Below are 20,791 nucleotides of genomic sequence, written 5' to 3' on the forward strand. Positions count from 1 at the left end.
GCGAAGGTCAAGTGCTGACCCGGACCCTGCCCGCCGGGATCTCCGTCACGGCCCGGGTTCCGGCCTCGAGCGCCAATCTGGGGCCCGGATTCGATTCCCTGGGCATCGCGCTGGGTCTGTACGACGAGATCGAGGTGCGCACCACCGACTCGGGCCTGAGCATCAGGGTGGAGGGTGAGGGCGCCACCGATGTCCCTTGGGGCCCTTCGCATCTGGTGGTACGGGCCATCGAGCGCGGCCTGGAATCGGCCGGGGTGTGGGCCGACGGCCTGGATGTGGTGTGCCGCAACGTGATTCCGCACTCGCGCGGATTGGGCTCCTCGGCCTCGGCGGTGGTGGGCGGCCTGGCCGCCGGGCGCGGCCTGGCCGCGAAATTCGATGCCGAGCTGGCCTGCGACGACGCCGAATTGGTACAGCTGGCCTCGGAATTCGAGGGTCATCCCGACAATGCCGCGGCCAGTGTGCTGGGCGGAATCGTGGTGTCCTGGACCGAACTGGCCTGCGATCCGACCGTGGAGCACCACGCCCGGACCTACCGGGCGGTGCGTTTGGACCCGCATCCGGCGCTGTGCGCCACGGTACTGATTCCCGAGGAACGGTCGGCCACCGCGCATACCCGGGGTCTGCTGCCGGAATTGGTGCCACACGGCGACGCGGCCTTCAACGTCAGCCGCGCCGCCCTGGCGGTCGCGGCCCTCACCCAGCACCCCGATCTGCTGCTGCCCGCCACCGCGGACCGGCTGCACCAGCCGTATCGCGCCGCGGCGCTGCCGCTGACGACCGCGTGGGTCACCCGATTGCGGGCGGCCGGGATCGCGGCGACCGTATCGGGGGCGGGGCCGACCGTATTGGCGTTCGGCACCGAAGAATTGCCCGCCGAACTGCGCGAACAGGCCATCGACGACGGCCTGCGCGTGGTGACGCCGACCATTTCCGACGGCGTACGGGTGGATTGACGGCGCGCCTGCCTTGCTGATGAGAAAAGTGGGAGCTATCCTGGGCACGTCCGTACATCGTGCGCGTCAGACGCCGGTGCTTCATCAGGGCAATCGCTCCAGCAGGCTCCTTGCTCAGGCTCGGAACACGAGTCTCGGACATATGGGGAAAGCAACTGGAATGATCTCTCCCACCTTTGTGAACCGGTGGCCGAAGCCCAGGTGGTGACGGCCGCCGGTCCGGCGGGGCAGGCGATACGGCATCCGAGCTCGGCGCGATGATCGGGCTTCGGGACGAAACCCTCGAATAAGCACACGGCAATCGAGGGAAGGAAAGGATCTCCGTGACAGATACGGACCTGCTCGCGACACCCGGGGTGGAAACCAATGCAAGTTCCTCGGGCCGCCGCGAAAGTGACTCCGGACAGATTTCGAAGATGAGCGAACACACTGACGTCGCACGATCGGGGCTGACTGGAATGTTGTTGCCGCAGTTGCGTGCGCTTGCTGGAGAGCTCGGTATCCGAGGCACATCCGGGATGCGTAAGGGCGATCTGATCGCCGCCATCAAAGAAAATCAGGCCGCCACGTCCGGAAAGGCCACCCGTGGCCGGAACGAGACGAAGTCCGAGGCCAAGGCCGAGGTGAAGACGGACAAGCCCGCCGAGGCGCCGTCGACCGGTGGGGAGTCCGCTTCGACGAAGACCGCCGCTGCCAAGACCCAGCGGGTCGAGCAGCCGACGCTGGACAGCGTCGTGGAGGACAAGCCCGCCGAGAACGCCGAAACCGCTGCGCGCCCGGCCGATTCGGCCGAGGACGCCGGTCGCGAGGCGGGTCAGCGCGGCCGGGGCCGCCAGCGTCGGGGCCGCGAGCAGCGTGCCGCCGCCGCGAACGCCGGGGCCGAGACGAGTGCCGAGGCGCCCGCCGCCGATACCAAGGACGGCGAGGCCAAGCCGGAGCAGGAGGGCGGCGAACGCCGTCGCGACCGCAACCAGCAGAACGGCCAGAACCAGACCGGTCAGAACGGTACCCGCGCCGATCGCGGTGGCGCCGACGACGAGGAGGGCGGCCGCGGCCGTCGTGGCCGTCGGTTCCGCGAGCGTCGTCGCGGCCGCGACCGCGAGGGTGGCGAGAGCCGCGGCGGCGAGGTCGAGATCCGCGAGGACGACGTCCTGCAGCCGGTGGCCGGAATCCTGGACGTGCTCGACAACTACGCGTTCGTGCGTACCTCCGGCTACCTGGCCGGGCCGAACGACGTGTACGTGTCGATGAACCTGGTCCGCAAGAACGGCCTGCGCCGCGGCGACGCCATCACCGGCGCCGTGCGCGCGCCCCGCGAGGGCGAGCAGGGCAATCAGCGGCAGAAGTTCGATCCGCTGGTGCGGCTGGACACGGTCAACGGCGCCGATATCGAATCCGCCAAGCGCCGACCGGAATTCGGCAAGCTCACCCCGCTGTACCCGAATCAGCGCCTGCGGCTGGAGACCCAGCCCAACAAGCTCACCACCCGGATCATCGACCTGATCATGCCGATCGGCAAGGGTCAGCGCGCGCTGATCGTGTCGCCGCCGAAGGCCGGTAAGACCACGATCCTGCAGGACATCGCGAACGCGATCGCGGTCAACAACCCCGAGGTCTACCTCATGGTTGTGCTGGTCGACGAGCGCCCGGAAGAGGTCACCGACATGCAGCGCACCGTGCGCGGCGAGGTGATCGCCTCCACCTTCGACCGGCCGCCGAGCGACCACACCTCGGTCGCCGAGCTCGCCATCGAGCGGGCCAAGCGCCTGGTGGAGATGGGTCAGGACGTGGTCGTGCTGCTCGACTCGATCACCCGACTGGGCCGCGCCTACAACAACGCCTCACCGGCGTCGGGCCGCATCCTCTCCGGTGGTATCGACTCGACCGCGCTGTACCCGCCGAAGCGCTTCCTCGGCGCCGCCCGCAACATCGAGAACGGCGGCTCGCTGACGATCATCGCCACCGCCATGGTGGAGACCGGTTCGACCGGTGACACGGTGATCTTCGAGGAGTTCAAGGGTACGGGTAACGCCGAGCTCAAGCTGGATCGCAAGATCGCCGAGCGCCGGGTGTTCCCGGCCGTGGACGTCAACCCGTCCGGCACCCGCCGCGACGACCTGCTGATGTCGCCCGACGAGGCCGCGGTCATCCACAAGCTGCGCCGAGTGCTGTCCGGCCTGGACTCGCATCAGGCCATCGACCTGCTGATCGACCGGTTGAAGAAGACCAAGAACAACCTCGAGTTCCTGATGACGGTCTCCAAGACCGCACCGGGCGCACTCGAGGAGTGATTGCTCGATTCCGCACCACAGTGGCCCTGCTTCGGCGGGGCCGCTGTGGTTTCGGCGGCGCCGGGCTGTAGAAGATCAGTCCGATCGCCGCCGCGCCGACGATCATGAAGGTCAGAATCACCGCGGTGGCCGAGGTGACGGCGCCGGTGGATATCGCGGTCGCGGTGAATTCGAGTTGCGGGGTTTCGGTGGGGGGTTCGGCGGCGGCGGTCCGCGGCGCACCCGGCGCCAGCCACCAGCCGATGGCCGCCATCAGGAACAGGACCGCGAACGTCGATCCGGCCAGTCGCGTCCCCGCGGTGGCGGATGCCGGTGACCTGGATCTCGTCGCCCCCCGAGCGGCGTGGAGATGCACTGCTGTCCTTTCACGTAATCGCACGGTTCTCACCTGGGAATACTCTATGAACAACCGTGTACGCGTTCCCGAGTAGCGAACTACTCGACTTCGGCGTCACCTGCGATCCGCGGTTACGCGTGCCCGCACTTTCCGGGGCGCGCACGGGCGGGGAATGAAACGGCGACGGGGTGCGTTTTGAGAGCGTGCCAGCCGTTCTGGCATACTGGATCGCTGGTGCGTCTGCTGGTAGAACGCAGAGCATCCCGCCTAGTCGGTTCCGGTTCACGCCCTCGACTCCCGATGGCGACCCGGCGACCACATCGAAAGGACACCCATGAAGGCAGGAATCCACCCGGCATACGTGCCGACCACCGTCGTCTGTGGTTGCGGCAACACCTTCCAGACCCGCAGCACCAAGGAGTCGGGTCACATCAACGTCGAGGTTTGCTCGCAGTGCCACCCGTTCTACACGGGCAAGCAGAAGATCCTGGACACCGGCGGCCGCGTCGCCCGCTTCGAGGCCCGCTACGGCAAGCGCGCCAAGAAGGCCGACGCCAAGTAGCCGTCCCGCCGACGCCCGTCCTGCCTGGCAGGTCGGGCGTCGGCGTGTTTGGACACCCCTTCGACCTTCTTCTCCCGAGGAGCATCCGCGATGGCCGACAAGACGGCCCCGTCCGCGATCGACGACATCCTGGCGGAATATTCCGGCCTGGAGACGCAGCTGGCCGATCCGGCGCTGCACAACAACCCGGGCGAGGCCCGGCGCGTCGGTAAGCGGTTCGCCGAGCTTGCTCCGATCATGTCGACGTACAACAAGCTGGTGACCGCGCGCGACGATCTGGCGGCGGCGCGGGAGCTGGCGGCCGACGACTCCGCCTTCGCGGCCGAGGTTCCCGGGCTCGAGGAGCAGGTCGAGGAGCTCGAGAAGACGCTCACCGATCTGCTGGCCCCGCGCGATCCGCACGACGCCGACGACGTGGTGCTCGAGGTGAAGTCCGGCGAGGGCGGCGAGGAATCGGCGCTGTTCGCCTCGGATCTGGCCCGGATGTACATCCGTTATGCCGAGCGGCGCGGCTGGAAGGTCGAGGTGCTCGACGCCAACGTCTCCGACCTGGGCGGTTACAAGGAGGCGACCATCTCGATCAAGAGTCGCGAACCCAGCCGCGACGGGGTCTGGTCGCGGTTGAAGTTCGAGGGCGGCGTGCATCGGGTACAGCGCGTGCCGGTGACCGAATCGCAGGGTCGCATCCATACTTCCGCCGCGGGTGTGCTGATCTATCCCGAGCCCGACGAGGTCGAGCAGGTGCAGATCGACGAATCCGATCTGCGCATCGATGTCTACCGGTCCTCGGGTAAGGGTGGCCAGGGTGTCAACACCACCGATTCGGCCGTGCGCATCACCCACCTGCCCACCGGCATCGTCGTGACCTGTCAGAACGAGCGGTCGCAGCTGCAGAACAAGATTCGCGCCATGCAGGTGTTGGCCGCGCGGTTGCAGTCGCTGGCCGAGGAGCAGGCCGAGGCCGAGGCGGCGGCGGGCCGGGCGAGCCAGATCCGCACCGTGGACCGGTCCGAACGCATTCGCACCTACAACTTTCCGGAGAACCGGATCACCGACCACCGCATCGGTTTCAAGGCCCACAATTTGGATTCGGTGCTGGACGGTGACTTGGACGCCCTTCTCGACGCATTGGGTGAAGCGGACCGCGCGGCCCGGTTGTCGGCGGAGTGAGCGGTGACCCGGCTCCCGCTGCGCCCGGCGATCGCCGAGGCCGCTGAGACGCTGGCCGCGGCCGGGGTGCACAGCCCGCGCGTCGACGCCGAATTCCTGGCCGCACATGTGCTCGGCGTCCAGCGGCCGCGTTTGGCGCTGGTACCCATGGTGACGCCGGAACAGCTGGCGCAGTACCGGGCGCTGGTGGCCCGGCGGGCGCAACGCGTTCCGCTGCAACATCTCACCGGCACGGCGGCGATGGGTGAGATCGATCTCGCCGTCGGCCCCGGCGTCTTCGTGCCGCGACCGGAGACCGAGCTGCTGTTCGCCTGGGCGCTGGCCCGATTGGCGGCGCTCGGGCACGAGCACCCGCCCGTGGTGGTGGATCTGTGCACCGGATCGGGTGCGCTCGCACTGGCCATCGCCCATGCCCGCCCCGACGCGCAGGTGCATGCGGTGGAACTGGATTCGACCGCCCTGGGTTGGGCCCGCCGCAATGTCGACGCCCGCGCCGCGGACGGCGACACCCCGATCACCCTGCACGCCGGTGACGTCACCGATCCGCACATCCTGTCCGACCTCGACGGCCGCGTCGATGTGATCGTCTCGAATCCGCCCTATGTCCCGATCGATGCCGTGCTGGATCCCGAAGTGGCGCAACACGATCCGCACCTGGCCCTGTTCGGCGGCGCGGACGGCCTCGATATCGTACGCCCCATGATCGGCACCATCGCCCGCTTGCTCCGCGCCGACGGCGTGGCCGCGGTGGAACACGACGACTCCAACGGTTCCCAGGTCGCGGCCCTGTTCGCGGCCCACGATGGTTTCGCCGATATCGTGGACCACCCCGATCTCGCGGGTAAACCCCGCTTCGTCGCGGCCCGTCGCGGCTGAATTCCCCCGGAAATCGGCTTCGAGTCGGAGATATCCTCGACATCATGTGGGTCGGGCGGTGGGCAATCGAATGCGAAGGTCTGACGCATCGCTACGGCGATCATGTCGTGCTCGACAAGCTGGACCTGCGCATCGAACGCGGCGAGATCTTCGGTTTGCTCGGCCCCAACGGCGCGGGCAAGACCACCACGATCCGCTTGCTCACCACTTTGATGCCCGTGCGGGAGGGTTCGGTGCGCGTGCTCGGCTTCGAGGCGGGCCGCCGCGACACCGACATCCGCTACAACCTGGGCTATGTGCCGCAACAACTTTCGATCGAAGCGAGCCTGACCGGGCGGCAGAACGTCACCTGGTTCGCCCGGTTGTTCGACGTTGCGCGCCGCGAGCGCGCGCAGCGCGTCGAGGAGGTGCTCGCCGCCATGGACCTGCTCGAGGTCGCCGACCGCCCGGCGTCCGGCTACTCCGGCGGCATGGTGCGCCGCCTGGAACTGGCGCAGGCCCTGATCAACCGCCCCGCCCTGCTGATCCTCGACGAACCCACGGTCGGCTTGGACCCGATCGCCCGCGACGGCGTCTGGGAGCGGGTGCGCGACCTGCGCCGCCGCTTCGGCACGACCGTCCTGCTCACGACCCACTACATGGCCGAGGCCGACGCGCTCTGCGATCGAATCGCCCTGCTGCACAAGGGAGTGCTGCGCGCGGTGGGTGCACCGGCCGAACTACGGCACGCTCTCGGCCCCACGGCCACGCTGGAGGACGTGTTCCGCCACCACGCGGGCGCGGGCCTGGACGAGGAAAGTACCACCGAGGGAGGCCTGCGCAATGTCCGAAGCACGCGTAGATCCGCACAGCGGGCCGGTTGATTTCCCGCCGCTGCGCGCGGCCCCCCGCGGTGCGGCCCGGCTGGCCGCGCTGGGCTCGCGAATCCTCACCTTCGCCCTGGTCGAATTGCAGCGGCTGCGCCAGGATCGCAGCGAATTGGTCACCCGCGCCGTGCAACCGGCGCTGTGGATGCTGATCTTCGGCACCACTTTCGCCCGGCTGCGCACGATCCCGACCGGCGATATGCCGTATCTGGACTTCCTGGCCCCCGGCATCATCGCCCAGTCCGCGCTGTTCATCTCGATCTTCTATGGCGTCACGCTGATCTGGGATCGCGACGCGGGCATTCTCAACAAGCTCATGGTCACCCCGACCCCGCGCGCCGCGCTGATCACCGGCAAATGTTTCGCGGCTGGTGTGCGCTCGGTGGCCCAGGTGCTGATCATCGTGATCCTGGCCCTGATCATGGGCGTGAACATGACGCTGAATCCGCTGAAGCTGTTCGGCGCGGTCGTCGCGGTGCTGCTCGGCGCGGCCTTCTTCGCCTGCCTCTCGATGACCATCGCGGGTCTGGTCGCCAAGCGGGATCGGGTGATGGGCATCGGCCAGGCCATCACCATGCCGCTGTTCTTCGCCTCGAACGCGCTGTATCCGATCGACCTGATGCCCGGCTGGCTGCGCGCGATCAGCCATGTCAACCCGCTCAGCTACGAGGTCGACGCGCTGCGCGGGCTGCTGGTGGGCGGCCCGCATCACCTGTGGCCGGACTTCGGCGTGTTGATCCTGGCCGCGGTCGCCGGGATAGCCTGTGCCTCGGCCCTTCTCGGGCGGTTGGTGCGCTGAGCGCCCGGGCTCGCCACTCCGATCATGGTCCGATTGGACAGAACCAATAGACTCACTCGCCGTGAGTACCGTCTACGACTGCTCCGATCCCGACTCGCGGGCCGCGGGCATCACCGCCGCGCGGGCCACCCTGAAATCCGGGCGGCTGGCCGTCATCCCGACCGATACGCTCTACGGCATCGCCGCCGACGCGTTCGATTCGTCGGCCGTCTCCGCTCTGCTCGCGGCCAAGCGCCGCGGCCGGGACATGCCGGTTCCGGTGCTGGTCGGCTCGTGGAACACCATCGACGGGCTCGTGTTCTCGGTGCAGCCGCAGGCGCGCGAGCTGATCCGCGCGTTCTGGCCCGGCGGGCTGAGTCTGGTTGTGCAGCAGGCCCCCTCGCTGGCCTGGGATCTCGGCGACGCCCGCGGCACGGTGATGCTGCGCATGCCGTTGCATCCGGTCGCGCTGGAACTGCTGCGCGAGGTCGGCCCGCTGGCCGTGTCCAGTGCCAACGTCTCCGGTCAGCCCCCCGCGACCACGGTCGACGAAGCGCGCGCCCAGCTCGGCGATCTGGTGAACGTCTACCTCGATGGCGGTAAGGCCGAGCACGGCGTCGCCTCCACCATCGTCGATCTGACCGCCGACAAGCCGCGCATCCTGCGCGAGGGCGCGGTGACGGCCGCGCAGGTGGGCGAGGTGCTCGGCATATCCCCGGACGAGCTGTCGCCCGAGACCTCGCGGTGACGGCCTGGTAGATGCTTCTCAGTCAGGGAACGGCATACAGTCAGGGCGCGATCGTTCCGCTACGCGAGCTACTGCTGGTGCTGCTCGTGTCCGCGGTGATCACGCTGCTGTCCACCGGCGGCATTCGCGTGCTGGCCATCGCCTTCGGCGCGGTGGCGATTCCGCGCGAGCGCGATGTGCACGTCAAACCGATCCCGCGGATGGGTGGGGTGGGCATCTATCTCGGCGTGCTCGCCGCGGTGGCCTTCGCCCATCAGCTGCCCGCACTGCGCCGGGGCTTCGACTATCCGCACGATATTCCGGCGGTCGTCGTCGCCGGGACGCTGATCGTGCTGGTCGGCGTCCTCGACGACCGCTGGGGGCTGGACTGGCTGACCAAGCTGGTGGGACAGATCACCGCCGCCGGGGTGATGGCCGTCATGGGGTTGAGCTGGGTGGCCATCTACAACCCGTTCAACAACACCACGGTGGTCCTGGATCCGCTGCAGGGCGCCCTGGTCACCGTCGGCATCACCGTCGTGATGATCAATGCGATGAATTTCGTCGACGGCCTGGACGGACTGGCGGCCGGGCTGGGGCTGATCGCCGGGGGCGCGGTATTCGTGTTCACGGTCGGATTGCTCTACGAACAGGGCGGCGCCACCGACACCTATCCGCCCGCCCTGCTCGCCGCCGCGCTCGCGGGCGGCTGCCTGGGATTTCTGCCACACAATTTCTCACCCGCCCGGCTTTTCATGGGCGATTCCGGATCGATGCTGATCGGACTCATGCTGGCCGCGGTCTCCACCGGTGCGTCGGGACGAATTCCGCTCACCGGGTATGGCCCACGCGACATCGTGGGTTTGCTCTCACCGCTGCTGCTGGTCGGCGCGGTCATGTTCATCCCGGTCCTGGATCTGGTGATGGCGATCATTCGGCGGGCCCGCGCGGGCGTCAGTTTCTCCACTCCGGACAAAATGCATCTGCATCATCGGCTGTTGCAGATCGGGCATTCGCAGCGGCGCGTGGTGCTGCTCATCTATCTGTGGGTCGGCGTACTCGCATTCGGGGCGGTCGGTACGTCTTTGATGGAGTGGCGGGTGGTCGTGCTGTTGTTCGCGGCCGGACTGGTTTTCGCATTGGTGGTGACGGCCGTGCCCTCGCTGCGCGACGCGGTCGGGCTGCGGCGGCGGAGGCCGCGCGGCGACGCGGTGAGCGACGGGTAGAGTTGGCGACCGTGAGCACCGCACCCGAGTACCATCCCGACGCCCCGCTGCGCGCTGCCCTGCGCTACGGCATCGCCGGATTGGTTGTGCTGGTTGTGGTTTCGGCGGTGCTCGGCTCGATCCTCGCGGGACTGCCCGGACTCTGGGGCGCGCTGATCGGATCGGCCATCGGTGGTTTCTTCATCCTCACCACGGCGGCGCTGGTGTTGTTCAGCGCGAAATTGGATTCCGGTATCCAGGGCATGGTCATGCTCGCCAGTTGGGTCGGAAAACTGCTGGTCGTGATGGTCGTGGTGGCGATTCTCAAACAGTTCGATTTCTACGACCGCATGACGCTGTTCCTCACCGTGGTGGGCGCGCTGCTGATCGTGCTCGGCGCGGAGACCTACGGGCTGTTGCGGCAACGCGTGCCGATTGTGGCGACTCCGGACGAGCGCGCCGATCAAGATCATTCGAATGTTTGACGCGACCCCCTACACGTTGTCGTAGATAGCTTGGTAAACTCTTTACCGTAAGCAGCCGAACCACGGGGGCGGTCACTACTACCTCGAGTGGGAGGCTATGCTTACAGCCGTGTCGGACCTGAGGGGGTTCGGCCCTGCACCGTCGACGATGTCGCCGACGTACAGACGCCACGAGCGGGTGACGCCCCGCACAGCTGCTGACGAACTTCGAGCCGACCTGAGTCGACCACCAGATCGTCAATGTCCGATCGAACCGCGGGTAGCACCATACCCGCGGCCCGAACACGGGAGAGAACGCTGAGCGTCACCACTTTGGCGGGCGAGTTTCACGCGCCTTCGCTACAAGACTTCTTCCCTCCGGCTGTGCTGTTCGAGGGGACGCCTTTCGAGCTCGACCGTTTGATGCTGATTCGCATCCTGATGACGGTCGTGCTGTTGGCAGTCATGTTGCTCGCATTCCGCAGCCCCAAGCTGGTGCCGCGGGGCCTGCAGAACATCGCCGAGTACGGATTGGTGTTCGTGCGGGAGCAGATCTGTGACGAGGTGCTCGGCAAGGAATCCGGGCGGAAATTCTTCCCGCTGATCGCCACCGTCTTCTTCACGGTGCTGTTCCTGAACTTATCCAGCATCATCCCGTTCCTGAACATCTCCTCGAACGCGCGAATCGGCATGCCGCTGGTGCTGGCCGTGATCGCGTACATCGCCTTCAACTACATCGGCATCAAGAAGTACGGCTTCTGGAAGTACATGCGCTCGTCCATCGTGGTGCCGAATGTGCCGCCCGCGATGCACGTGCTGCTGATTCCGATCGAGTTCATCTCGACCTTCGTCCTGCGCCCGTTCACGCTGACCGTCCGGCTCATGGCCAATATGCTGGCCGGTCATATCATGCTGGTGTTGTTCTTCAGCGCCACGCAGTTCTTCCTGTTCGAGGGCGCCGCCTGGATGAAGGGGCTGTCACCGTTCTCGCTGGTGGGCGGATTCGCCTTCACGCTGTTCGAGATGCTGGTGATCTTCCTGCAGGCCTACGTGTTCGCGCTGCTGACCGCTGTGTACATCAGCCTTGCCCAGCACGCCGACTCGCACTGACCGCACAACCGCACAAAGACTGACCCACACGCCGCCGGGGGTGTGGGCAACAGAAAGGGAAAAGAAATCTCATGAGCCTCTCCTACGTGGCCGCTGAACTCGCCCAGACCACCGACAAGGTGAAGGGCTACGGCGCTATCGGTTACGGTCTGGCCGCCATCGGCCCCGGCATCGGCGTGGGCATCGTGGTCGGTAAGGCGATCGAGGGCATCGCTCGCCAGCCCGAGCTGCAGGGCACCATCCGGACGAACATGTTCCTGGGTATCGCGTTCACCGAGGCCCTGGCCCTCATCGGTCTCGTCGCCGGCTTCATCTTCTGATTGCCATGAACGGGATGTATTTGCTCGCGGCCGAGGCGGGGGAGGACAAGAACCCCCTCCTCCCCGAGACGTACGACATCGTTTGGTCGCTGGTTTGCGTCGCGGTCATCGCCTTCGTCTTCTACAAGTACGTGGCGCCGCGCCTGCAGAAGGTGCTCGACGAGCGCTCCGACAAGATCGAGGGCGGCATCGCCAAGGCCGAGGCCGCGCAGGCCGAGGCGCAGGCGACCCTCGAGCAGTACCAGCAGCAGCTCGCGGAGGCCCGGCTCGAGGCCGCGCGCATCCGTGAGGAGGCGCGCAACCAGGGTCAGCAGATCCTCGCGCAGATGCGGACCGAGGCCCAGGCCGAGGCCGATCGCATCGTCGCCGCCGGTCATGCGCAGCTCGAGGCGCAGCGTCAGCAGATCGTGACCGAACTGCGCGGCGAGCTCGGCCGCACCGCCGTCGACCTGGCCGAGAAGATCATCGGACAGTCGGTGTCGGATCAGGCCAAGCAGGCCGCATCGATCGACCAGTTCCTTGCAGAATTGGACGAGAAATCCGGCATCGGGGTCGGAAGGTAACCATGCCTGGGCGAGTCAGCGGTCGGAGGCGGCAGCGGAGTGTAACCACGCAGACCGCCTCGCACTGGCAGGATCCAACACAGTGAAAGTGGGAAGCATGTACGCAGCGAGCCGCGAGGCGAGCTCCCGCGCGAGGGAAGCTCTTTCGGCCGCTCTCACCGGGAGCGACACCGTCGCCGCCACGACGGGCTCCGAATTGTTCGCCGTTGTCGCCGTACTCGACGACCAGCGTTCGCTGCGTGTGGCGCTCGCGGATAAGTCGGTTGCGAGTTCGGCGCGCGCCGAACTGGCCGAACGCGTCTTCGGCGGCAAGATCAGCGCGGCCACCCTGGCCGTGCTGACCACCGCCGTCGCCCAGAACTGGTCCCGCACCCGGGACCTGGTCGACACGCTGGAATTGCTCGGGCAGGAGGCGCTGCTGCGCGCCGCGACCGATCGCGGCCGCATCGACGCCGTCGAGGATGAGCTGTTCCGGCTCGGCCGGATCGTCGAGGACAATCCGGACCTCGAACAGGCCCTCGCCGCTCGCGGTACGTCGGCGCAGGCCAAACGCGAGCTGCTGGAACGGCTGCTCAGCGGCAAGGTCGAGGACGTCACCCTGCAGCTGGCCCAGCAGGCGGTGGGCCGCTCCGTCGGCGACGTGGGTCCCGTCTTCGACCGGTTGTCCGATCTGGCGGCGGCGCTGCGCAAGCAGATCGTCGCTCATGTGCGCGCGGCGGTCGAGCTGTCGCCGCAGCAGCGCGAGCACCTGGCGGCCTCGCTGCAGCGCATCTACGACAAGCCGATCACCGTGCACGTGCAGGTCGATCCGACCCTGCTGGCGGGCGTCGTCATCCGCGTGGGCGACGACATCATCGACGGCAGCGCGATCGGCCGGCTGCAGCGCCTGCGGCAATCCCTGACCTAGCCGCACACCCCCGACATTCCTTCAGACCACAGCGAGAGCAGGAAGAACCATGGCGGAGCTGACGATCTCCCCCGATGAGATCCGTAGCGCTATCGAGAGCTACACCCAGAGCTACACCCCCGAGACCTCCATCGAGGAGGTCGGTACCGTCACCGACACCGGCGATGGCATCGCCCACGTCAGTGGCCTGCCGTCGGCGATGACCAACGAGCTGCTCGAGTTCCCGGGCGGCGTGCTGGGCGTCGCGCTGAACCTCGAGGACACCTCGATCGGTGCGGTCATCCTGGGTGAGTTCGAGAACATCGAGGAGGGCCAGGAGGTCCGCCGCACCGGTGACGTGCTCTCGGTGCCGGTCGGCGACAAGTTCCTCGGCCGCGTCATCGACCCGCTGGGCGCGCCCATCGACGGCCTGGGCGAGATCGAGTCCGAGGAGCGTCGCGTCCTCGAGCTGCAGGCCGCGACCGTGCTGCAGCGCCAGCCGGTCGGTGAGCCGATGGCCACCGGCATCACCGCCATCGACGCCCTGACCGCCATCGGCCGCGGTCAGCGCCAGCTGATCATCGGCGACCGCAAGACCGGCAAGACCGCGGTCTGCATCGACGCCATCATCAACCAGAAGGCCAACTGGGAGACCGGCGATCCGAAGAAGCAGGTCCGCTGCATCTACGTCGCCATCGGCCAGAAGGGCTCGACCATCGCGGGTGTGAAGGCCGCGCTGGAGCAGCACGGTGCGATGGAGTACACCACCATCGTCGCGGCCCCGGCCTCGGACTCCGCGGGCTTCAAGTGGCTGGCCCCCTACACCGGTTCGGCCCTGGGCCAGCACTGGATGTACCAGGGCAAGCACGTTCTGATCGTGTTCGACGACCTGTCCAAGCAGGCCGAGGCCTACCGCGCGATCTCGCTGCTGCTGCGCCGTCCGCCGGGCCGTGAGGCGTACCCGGGCGACGTCTTCTATCTGCACTCCCGTCTGCTGGAGCGCTGCGCGAAGCTGTCCGACGATATGGGCGCGGGCTCGATGACCGGTCTGCCGATCATCGAGACCAAGGCCGGTGACATCTCGGCGTTCATTCCGACCAACGTGATCTCCATCACCGACGGCCAGGTCTTCCTGGAGTCGGACCTGTTCAACAAGGGTGTGCGCCCGGCGATCAACGTCGGTACCTCCGTCTCCCGCGTCGGTGGCGCCGCCCAGACCAAGGGCATGAAGAAGGTGTCCGGCTCGCTGCGTCTGGAGCTGGCCCAGTTCCGTGAGCTGGAGGCGTTCTCCGCCTTCGCCTCCGACCTGGACGCCGCCTCGCTGGCGCAGCTCGAGCGCGGCGCCCGCTGGGTCGAGCTGCTCAAGCAGGACCAGTACTCCCCGGTCTCGGTCGAGGACCAGATCGTGTCGCTGTTCCTGGTCGACGCGGGCTACTACGACTCGGTGCCGGTCGGCGACATCCGCCGGTTCAACACCGAGCTGCTGGAGCACCTGCACCGCGGCGCGGCCGATGCCTTCAAGTCGATCGAGGGCGGCAAGGTGCTCGAGGGCGATGCCGCCGAGCAGATCAAGGCCGAGACCGACAAGTTCAAGCACGGCTTCCTCGCCTCCGACGGCAGCCGCGTGGTGAACGAGCCCGAGGCCGGTCAGCTCGACCACGAAGAGGTCGAGTCGCTGTCGGTCACCCGCAAGCACGTCGAGAAGTAACGCGGGCGAACCGATGCGACAGACCATTCGAGCGAATGAAGGGAGCGTGACCAGTGCCTAGCTTGCGGGAATTGCGCGGCCGCATTCGCAGCGTCAGTTCGATCAAGAAGATCACCAAGGCGCAGGAGCTGATCGCCACCTCGCGAATCAGCAAGGCGCAGGCCCGGGTCGCCGCCGCCAAGCCGTACGCGGAGGAGATCACGAAGGTGCTGAGCGAGCTCGCCAGCGCCTCGTCGAACCTGAACCACCCCCTGCTCACCGAGCGGGAGAACGCGCGGCGGGCCGCGGTGCTGGTCATCACCAGTGACCGCGGTATGGCCGGTGGTTACAACTCCAATGCGCTCAAGCGCGCCGAGGAACTCTTCTCGACCCTGCGCTCCGAGGGCAAGGAGCCGGTGCTGTATGTGATGGGTGCCAAGGGCCTGGGCTACTACACGTTCCGCAACCGCGAGGTGGTCGGGTCGTGGACCGGGTTCTCCCAGCAGCCGCACTACACCGACGCGTCGGCGGCCTGCAACCACCTGGTCGAGGCGTTCATGGCGGGCTCCGACAACGAGGTGCCCGCGCCGAACGGCGAGGGCACGATCGAGGGTGTCGACGAGATCCACATCGTCTACACGCGTTTCGTGTCGATGCTGTCGCAGGTTCCGGAGGTTCGTCGGCTGGCCCCGATCCAGGTGAGCTTCGTCGAGGAGAACTACGACCTCGGCGAGGATTTCGTCACCGATTCGCCGACGGCGGACCTGCACCCGCTGTACGAGTTCGAGCCCGACGCGGACACGCTGCTCGGCCGCCTGCTGCCGAAGTACATCAACACCCGGATCTACTCGTCGCTGCTCGAGGCCGCGGCGTCGGAGTCGGCCGCGCGCCGCACCGCGATGAAGGCCGCCACCGACAATGCCACCGAGCTGGTCAACGGCCTGACCCGTCAGGCGAACTCGATTCGGCAGGCGAACATCACGCAGGAAATCAGTGAGATCGTCGGCGGCGCCAACGCGCTGGCAGCCAGTTCTAGCGACTAAGCCCACCCAGGAAGAGAAACAATGACCGCAGCAGCTACTGCAGAAAACAAGAGCCGGGCGGGCGCTGGCACAGGCCGCGTCGCCCGGGTCATCGGCCCCGTCGTGGACGTCGAGTTCCCCCGCGGCGCCATCCCCGAGCTGTACAACGCCCTGCACGCCGAGATCACCCTGCCCTCGGTGGCCAAGACCCTGACCCTCGAGGTCGCTCAGCACCTGGGCGACAACATCGTTCGCTGCATCTCGATGCAGCCGACCGACGGTCTGGTCCGCGGCGTGCCCGTCGAGGACACCGGCAAGCCGATCTCGGTGCCCGTCGGTGACGTCGTCAAGGGCCACGTCTTCAACGCCCTCGGCGACTGCCTCGACGCGCCGGGCACCGGCCGTGACGGCGAGCAGTGGGGCATCCACCGCGAGCCCCCGGCCTTCGATCAGCTCGAGGGCAAGACCGAGATCCTGGAGACGGGCATCAAGGTCATCGACCTGCTCACCCCGTACGTGAAGGGTGGCAAGATCGGTCTGTTCGGTGGCGCCGGCGTCGGCAAGACCGTTCTGATCCAGGAGATGATCACCCGTATCGCGCGTGAGTTCTCCGGCACCTCGGTGTTCGCGGGCGTCGGTGAGCGCACCCGTGAGGGCACCGACCTGCACCTGGAAATGGAAGAGATGGGCGTGCTGCCGGACACCGCCCTCGTCTTCGGTCAGATGGACGAGCCGCCGGGGACGCGTATGCGCGTCGCCCTGTCGGCCCTGACCATGGCCGAGTACTTCCGCGACGTGCAGGGCCAGGACGTTCTGCTGTTCATCGACAACATCTTCCGGTTCACCCAGGCCGGTTCCGAGGTCTCGACCCTGCTGGGCCGCATGCCCTCGGCCGTCGGTTACCAGCCGACCCTGGCCGACGAGATGGGTCAGCTGCAGGAGCGGATCACCTCGACCCGCGGCCGCTCGATCACGTCCATGCAGGCCATCTACGTGCCCGCCGACGACTACACCGACCCGGCCCCGGCGACCACCTTCGCCCACCTGGACGCGACCACCGAGCTCTCGCGCCCGATTTCGCAGAAGGGCATCTACCCCGCTGTCGACCCGCTGACCTCGACCTCCCGCATTCTGGAGGCCTCGATCGTCGGCGATCGGCACTTCGCGGTGGCCAACGAGGTGAAGCGAATCCTGCAGAAGTACAAGGAGCTGCAGGACATCATCGCCATCCTCGGCATGGACGAGCTCTCCGAGGAGGACAAGGTCCTCGTCGGCCGCGCCCGTCGCCTGGAGAAGTTCCTCGGCCAGAACTTCATCGTGGCCGAGAAGTTCACCGGCCAGCCGGGTTCGGTCGTGCCGCTGGAGCAGACCATCGACGACTTCGATCGGGTCTGCAAGGGCGAATTCGATCACTTCCCGGAGCAGGCGTTCAACTCCTGCGGTGGTCTCGACGACGTCGAGAAGGCCGCGAAGAAGATCGCCGGAAAGTAGTCCACCATGGCGGAAATGTCAGTGGACCTGGTTTCCATCGAGCGGCGGATGTGGTCGGGCGAGGCGAGCTTCGTCAGCGCCCAGACCACCGAGGGCCAGATCGGTATCCTGCCCGGCCACGAGCCCGTCCTCGGTCAGCTGGCCGAGGACAGCTCGGTCACCATCGTCTCGACCGACGGTGAGCGCATCGTGGCGGCCGTGCACGGCGGATTCTTCTCGGTCACCGCGAAGACCGTGCGAATCCTCGCCGAGTCGGCGGAGTTCGCCGCCGATGTGGATGTCGAATCCGCTCGGTCGGTGCTTGCCGATCCGAACGCCTCGGAGGACGCGCAGAATGCGGCGCGGGCCCGGGTGCGTGCGGTGGAGGCCGCGAACGCCTGAGTCGGCAGGGCCGACAATTCGATCGCCGTAGTCGTGGCGGTCCCGGAGGCACTCCGGGGCCGCCACGACTCGTTTAGGGGCGAGATATACACCCGGGGGCCGCGGCATGAGCTGAAACCCCTTGTCCGCCAGAAACTTTCGATGAGGGCATTCCCGTGGCCGCGGTGGGCGGATAGGCTCGATCGGGGTATGGGCGTACCGGTCGTTTCCGCTGTAGGGGTGGTTTGTAGACTCGCCCCCACGGTGACCTTGTTCGGGATGGCACGGCACTCGCGACGGCACAGGGGCAAAAGCGAAGGGACGGACCTGGATTGCGGACCGGGATGGTGCTTCTGATCATTCTGGTGCTGCTGCTCGTCGGTTTGGCGCTGGCCTCCATCTACCGGTTCGTGATGCTGCGGCGGGGTGGGACGGCGGCGATCCTGCGGGTACTACCCGCCAAGGGCGGGCAGGGCTGGCGGCACGGCTTGATCCGCTACGACGAGGACCGCATGGTCTTCTTCAAATTGACCAGCCTCAAGTTGGGCGCGGACTCCACGATTCACCGCAGGGGTATCGAGGTGGTGGACCGGCGCGGCCCGGTCGGGGACGAATACGACATCATGACCGACGAGATCATCGTGATCGCGGTCTCCGACGGCGACGGCAGCTACGAGCTGGCACTCGACCGCGGGGCGCTGGCGGCGTTCCTGTCCTGGGTGGAGTCGCGGCCGTCCGACCGCATCCGGCGCCGCCCGACCCTGTGAGGCGGACATACTGTCTACATGAGTGTGCATCTGACGCGGATCTACACCCGAACAGGGGATGACGGCACCACCGGACTGAGCGACTTCTCCCGGGTGTCGAAGACCGACCCGCGGCTGATCGCCTACGCCGACTGTGACGAAACCAATGCGGCCATCGGAGTCGCGATCGCGATCGGACAGCCCGGGCCGGAGATTCTGCGGGTCCTGCGCGAGGTACAGAACGATCTGTTCGACGCCGGTGCCGACCTGTCCACCCCGGTCGTGGCCGAGCCCAAGTACCCGCCGCTGCGCATCACCCAGACCTATATCGACCGACTCGAGGCGTGGTGCGACGAGTTCAATGCCGAACTGGCGCCGCTGAATTCGTTCATCCTGCCCGGCGGCACCCCGCTGGCGGCGCTGCTGCACACGGCGCGCACGGTGGCCCGACGCGCCGAGCGTTCGGCGTGGGCCGCGATCGAGGCGCACCCCGACGACACCAGTGCGCTTCCGGCGAAATATCTGAATCGGCTCTCGGATCTGCTGTTCATCCTCGGCCGCGTGGCGAACCCGGAGGGCGATGTGCTGTGGCGCCCGGGAGCCTCGGGGAGTGGAGACGCCGCGACCGACGGCCCCGACCATTAGGCTGACCCCCGTGAGTGAACGGTTTCTGGTGACCGGTGGCAGTCGCCTTGCCGGCGAGGTCGCGGTCGGTGGCGCCAAGAACAGCGTCCTCAAACTGATGGCCGCCGCCCTCCTGGCCGAGGGCACGACGACCATCAGCAACTGCCCCGACATCCTCGACGTGCCGCTGATGGCCGAGGTGCTGCGGGGTCTGGGCTGCGATGTGGTGGTGGACGGATCGGTGGTCACCATCACCACGCCGCCGGAGCCGAAGTACCACGCGGACTTCCCGGCCGTCACCCAGTTCCGCGCCTCGGTCTGCGTGCTCGGGCCACTGATGGCGCGGTGCAAGCGGGCCGTGGTCGCGCTGCCCGGCGGCGATGCGATCGGTTCGCGTCCGCTGGATATGCATCAGGCCGGGCTGCGGCTGCTCGGCGCGACGAGCGAGATCGAGCACGGCTGCCTGGTCGCCCGCGCCGACGAGCTGCAGGGTGCGCGCATCCGGCTGGACTTCCCGTCGGTCGGGGCGACCGAGAACATCCTGATGGCCGCGGTGCTGGCCGAGGGCGAGACGGTCATCGACAATGCCGCGCGGGAACCGGAGATCGTCGATCTGTGCACGATGCTCACGCGGATGGGTGCGCGCATCAACGGTGCGGGGACCTCGGTGCTGACCATCGAGGGCGTGCAGAAGCTGGCGCCGACCACCCATCGTGTGATCGGCGACCGGATCGTCGCCGCCACCTGGGGCATCGCCGCGGCCATGACGCAGGGTGATGTCCGGGTGACCGGGGTCAATCCCAAGCATCTGTCGCTCGTGCTGGACAAGCTGCGCTCGGCCGGTGCGCGAATCTCGTTCGAACCGGATGGTTTTCGGGTGGTGCAGGGGGAGCGGCCGCGCGCGGTGAACTTCTCGACCCTGCCGTTCCCGGGCTTCCCGACCGATCTACAGCCGATGGCGATCGGGCTGGCGGCGATCGCCGACGGCACCTCGATGATTACCGAGAACATCTTCGAGGCCCGATTCCGGTTCGTGGAGGAGATGATCCGGCTGGGCGCCGACGCCCGGACCGACGGCCACCACGCGGTGGTGCGCGGAATCCCGCGGCTGTCGAGCGCACCGGTGTGGTCGTCCGACATTCGCGCCGGCGCGGGTCTGGTGCTCGCGGGTCTGGTGGCCGACGGCGTGACCGAGGTGCACGACGTGTTCCACATCGACAGGGGCTACCCACATTTCGTGGAGAACCTGCGGTCGCTGGGCGCCGAGGTCGAACGCGTGCGCTGAAAACCCTTCGTGACCAGGCGATTTGACATCGTATCGGGCGGCACGTAACTTATTCCAGGTCAGAGCGACACGGACACCGACCCGGAGCCGAAAGGACCGGGACACGAGGTTGGACGGAAGAGCGCCTGATGATCACACTGGCCCCGCCAAGATCACGGATTTGGATCCGCGTTCGAGGTTGAGCTAAGCTTAGAAAGTTGCCTCACCGATCCAGCGGGCTCACCGCCCGGGGGATGGTTTGTGCGTGTGTTCTTTGAGAACTCAATAGTGTGTCGATGAATGTCAGTGCCAATTAATTTTGGTTCCGGTGCTCATACCCCCGTGTGGGTGTCGGACATTTTTGTCAGCTAATTTCCGGCTGGCGTTTATAGTTAGGTTTTCGGACTCTGGTTCGAGATACTTCCGATTGGTCCTTCGGGGCTGGTTGAGAGTCTTCAACGGAGAGTTTGATCCTGGCTCAGGACG

At 67.1% G+C, this 20,791-nt stretch carries 22 protein-coding genes; all 22 read left to right on the top strand.

Going from position 1 to position 20,791, the window contains the following annotated elements:
• Window positions 1–14 precede the first annotated feature (14 nt).
• Complete coding sequence (gene thrB / locus NDR87_RS30720) at window positions 15–956, top strand: homoserine kinase (RefSeq protein ID WP_251917352.1); 942 nt, start codon at window positions 15–17, stop codon at window positions 954–956.
• A gap of 323 nt (window positions 957–1,279) precedes the next feature.
• Complete coding sequence (gene rho / locus NDR87_RS30725; RefSeq protein WP_251917319.1) at window positions 1,280–3,247, top strand: transcription termination factor Rho; 1,968 nt, start codon at window positions 1,280–1,282, stop codon at window positions 3,245–3,247.
• A gap of 125 nt (window positions 3,248–3,372) precedes the next feature.
• The gene (locus NDR87_RS30730; protein ID WP_251917320.1) at window positions 3,373–3,678 is read left to right on the top strand and encodes a hypothetical protein; all 306 of its coding nucleotides are present in this window, start codon (window positions 3,373–3,375) and stop codon (window positions 3,676–3,678) included.
• 240 nt (window positions 3,679–3,918) lie between these two features.
• A complete protein-coding gene (rpmE, locus tag NDR87_RS30735) occupies window positions 3,919–4,146 on the top strand; it encodes a 50S ribosomal protein L31 (protein ID WP_251917321.1) in 228 nt (75 codons plus the stop codon).
• 90 nt (window positions 4,147–4,236) lie between these two features.
• The gene (gene prfA, locus NDR87_RS30740) at window positions 4,237–5,316 is read left to right on the top strand and encodes a peptide chain release factor 1 (RefSeq protein ID WP_251917322.1); all 1,080 of its coding nucleotides are present in this window, start codon (window positions 4,237–4,239) and stop codon (window positions 5,314–5,316) included.
• Window positions 5,317–5,319: 3 nt separating this feature from the next.
• Window positions 5,320–6,192, top strand: a complete 873-nt coding sequence (prmC, locus tag NDR87_RS30745) for a peptide chain release factor N(5)-glutamine methyltransferase (RefSeq protein ID WP_251917323.1) — start codon at window positions 5,320–5,322, stop codon at window positions 6,190–6,192.
• Window positions 6,193–6,236: 44 nt separating this feature from the next.
• Window positions 6,237–7,055 carry an ATP-binding cassette domain-containing protein gene (locus tag NDR87_RS30750; protein WP_251917324.1) on the top strand — a complete coding sequence of 273 codons (819 nt, stop codon included), beginning with the start codon at window positions 6,237–6,239 and terminating at the stop codon, window positions 7,053–7,055.
• A complete protein-coding gene (locus NDR87_RS30755; protein ID WP_251917325.1) occupies window positions 7,015–7,857 on the top strand; it encodes an ABC transporter permease in 843 nt (280 codons plus the stop codon). The genes NDR87_RS30750 and NDR87_RS30755 overlap by 41 nt, the downstream gene beginning before the upstream one ends.
• A gap of 61 nt (window positions 7,858–7,918) precedes the next feature.
• Entirely contained in the window at window positions 7,919–8,584 is a 666-nt protein-coding gene (locus NDR87_RS30760) for an L-threonylcarbamoyladenylate synthase (RefSeq protein ID WP_251917326.1), read from the top strand.
• 11 nt (window positions 8,585–8,595) lie between these two features.
• Window positions 8,596–9,789: an MraY family glycosyltransferase gene (locus tag NDR87_RS30765; RefSeq protein ID WP_251917327.1), complete on the top strand. Its 1,194-nt coding sequence runs from the start codon at window positions 8,596–8,598 to the stop codon at window positions 9,787–9,789.
• A gap of 2 nt (window positions 9,790–9,791) precedes the next feature.
• Complete coding sequence (locus NDR87_RS30770; RefSeq protein WP_251917328.1) at window positions 9,792–10,253, top strand: hypothetical protein; 462 nt, start codon at window positions 9,792–9,794, stop codon at window positions 10,251–10,253.
• A gap of 240 nt (window positions 10,254–10,493) precedes the next feature.
• Window positions 10,494–11,342: a F0F1 ATP synthase subunit A gene (gene atpB / locus NDR87_RS30775; protein ID WP_251917329.1), complete on the top strand. Its 849-nt coding sequence runs from the start codon at window positions 10,494–10,496 to the stop codon at window positions 11,340–11,342.
• 71 nt (window positions 11,343–11,413) lie between these two features.
• A complete protein-coding gene (locus NDR87_RS30780) occupies window positions 11,414–11,662 on the top strand; it encodes an ATP synthase F0 subunit C (RefSeq protein ID WP_251917330.1) in 249 nt (82 codons plus the stop codon).
• A gap of 5 nt (window positions 11,663–11,667) precedes the next feature.
• Entirely contained in the window at window positions 11,668–12,225 is a 558-nt protein-coding gene (locus tag NDR87_RS30785; protein WP_251917331.1) for a F0F1 ATP synthase subunit B, read from the top strand.
• Window positions 12,226–12,322: 97 nt separating this feature from the next.
• Window positions 12,323–13,132 (top strand): F0F1 ATP synthase subunit delta, encoded by an 810-nt coding sequence (locus NDR87_RS30790; protein WP_251917332.1) that lies wholly within the window; start codon window positions 12,323–12,325, stop codon window positions 13,130–13,132.
• A gap of 49 nt (window positions 13,133–13,181) precedes the next feature.
• Window positions 13,182–14,819 (top strand): F0F1 ATP synthase subunit alpha, encoded by a 1,638-nt coding sequence (gene atpA / locus NDR87_RS30795; protein ID WP_251917333.1) that lies wholly within the window; start codon window positions 13,182–13,184, stop codon window positions 14,817–14,819.
• A 53-nt stretch (window positions 14,820–14,872) separates the two neighbouring features.
• Window positions 14,873–15,841, top strand: a complete 969-nt coding sequence (locus tag NDR87_RS30800; RefSeq protein WP_251917334.1) for a F0F1 ATP synthase subunit gamma — start codon at window positions 14,873–14,875, stop codon at window positions 15,839–15,841.
• Window positions 15,842–15,862: 21 nt separating this feature from the next.
• Entirely contained in the window at window positions 15,863–17,311 is a 1,449-nt protein-coding gene (gene atpD / locus NDR87_RS30805) for a F0F1 ATP synthase subunit beta (RefSeq protein ID WP_251917335.1), read from the top strand.
• A 6-nt stretch (window positions 17,312–17,317) separates the two neighbouring features.
• Window positions 17,318–17,692 (top strand): F0F1 ATP synthase subunit epsilon, encoded by a 375-nt coding sequence (locus NDR87_RS30810; protein ID WP_251917336.1) that lies wholly within the window; start codon window positions 17,318–17,320, stop codon window positions 17,690–17,692.
• A gap of 323 nt (window positions 17,693–18,015) precedes the next feature.
• Window positions 18,016–18,438: a DUF2550 domain-containing protein gene (locus NDR87_RS30815; protein ID WP_251917337.1), complete on the top strand. Its 423-nt coding sequence runs from the start codon at window positions 18,016–18,018 to the stop codon at window positions 18,436–18,438.
• Between the two features lie 18 nt (window positions 18,439–18,456).
• Window positions 18,457–19,062 (top strand): cob(I)yrinic acid a,c-diamide adenosyltransferase, encoded by a 606-nt coding sequence (locus tag NDR87_RS30820; RefSeq protein WP_251917338.1) that lies wholly within the window; start codon window positions 18,457–18,459, stop codon window positions 19,060–19,062.
• A gap of 10 nt (window positions 19,063–19,072) precedes the next feature.
• On the top strand, window positions 19,073–20,326 hold the full coding sequence (gene murA, locus NDR87_RS30825) for a UDP-N-acetylglucosamine 1-carboxyvinyltransferase (protein WP_251917339.1): 1,254 nt from the start codon (window positions 19,073–19,075) through the stop codon (window positions 20,324–20,326).
• Window positions 20,327–20,791: the final 465 nt, after the last annotated feature.

The sequence above is a fragment of the Nocardia sp. CDC159 genome (assembly GCF_023740735.1).
Lineage (GTDB): Bacteria > Actinomycetota > Actinomycetes > Mycobacteriales > Mycobacteriaceae > Nocardia > Nocardia pulmonis.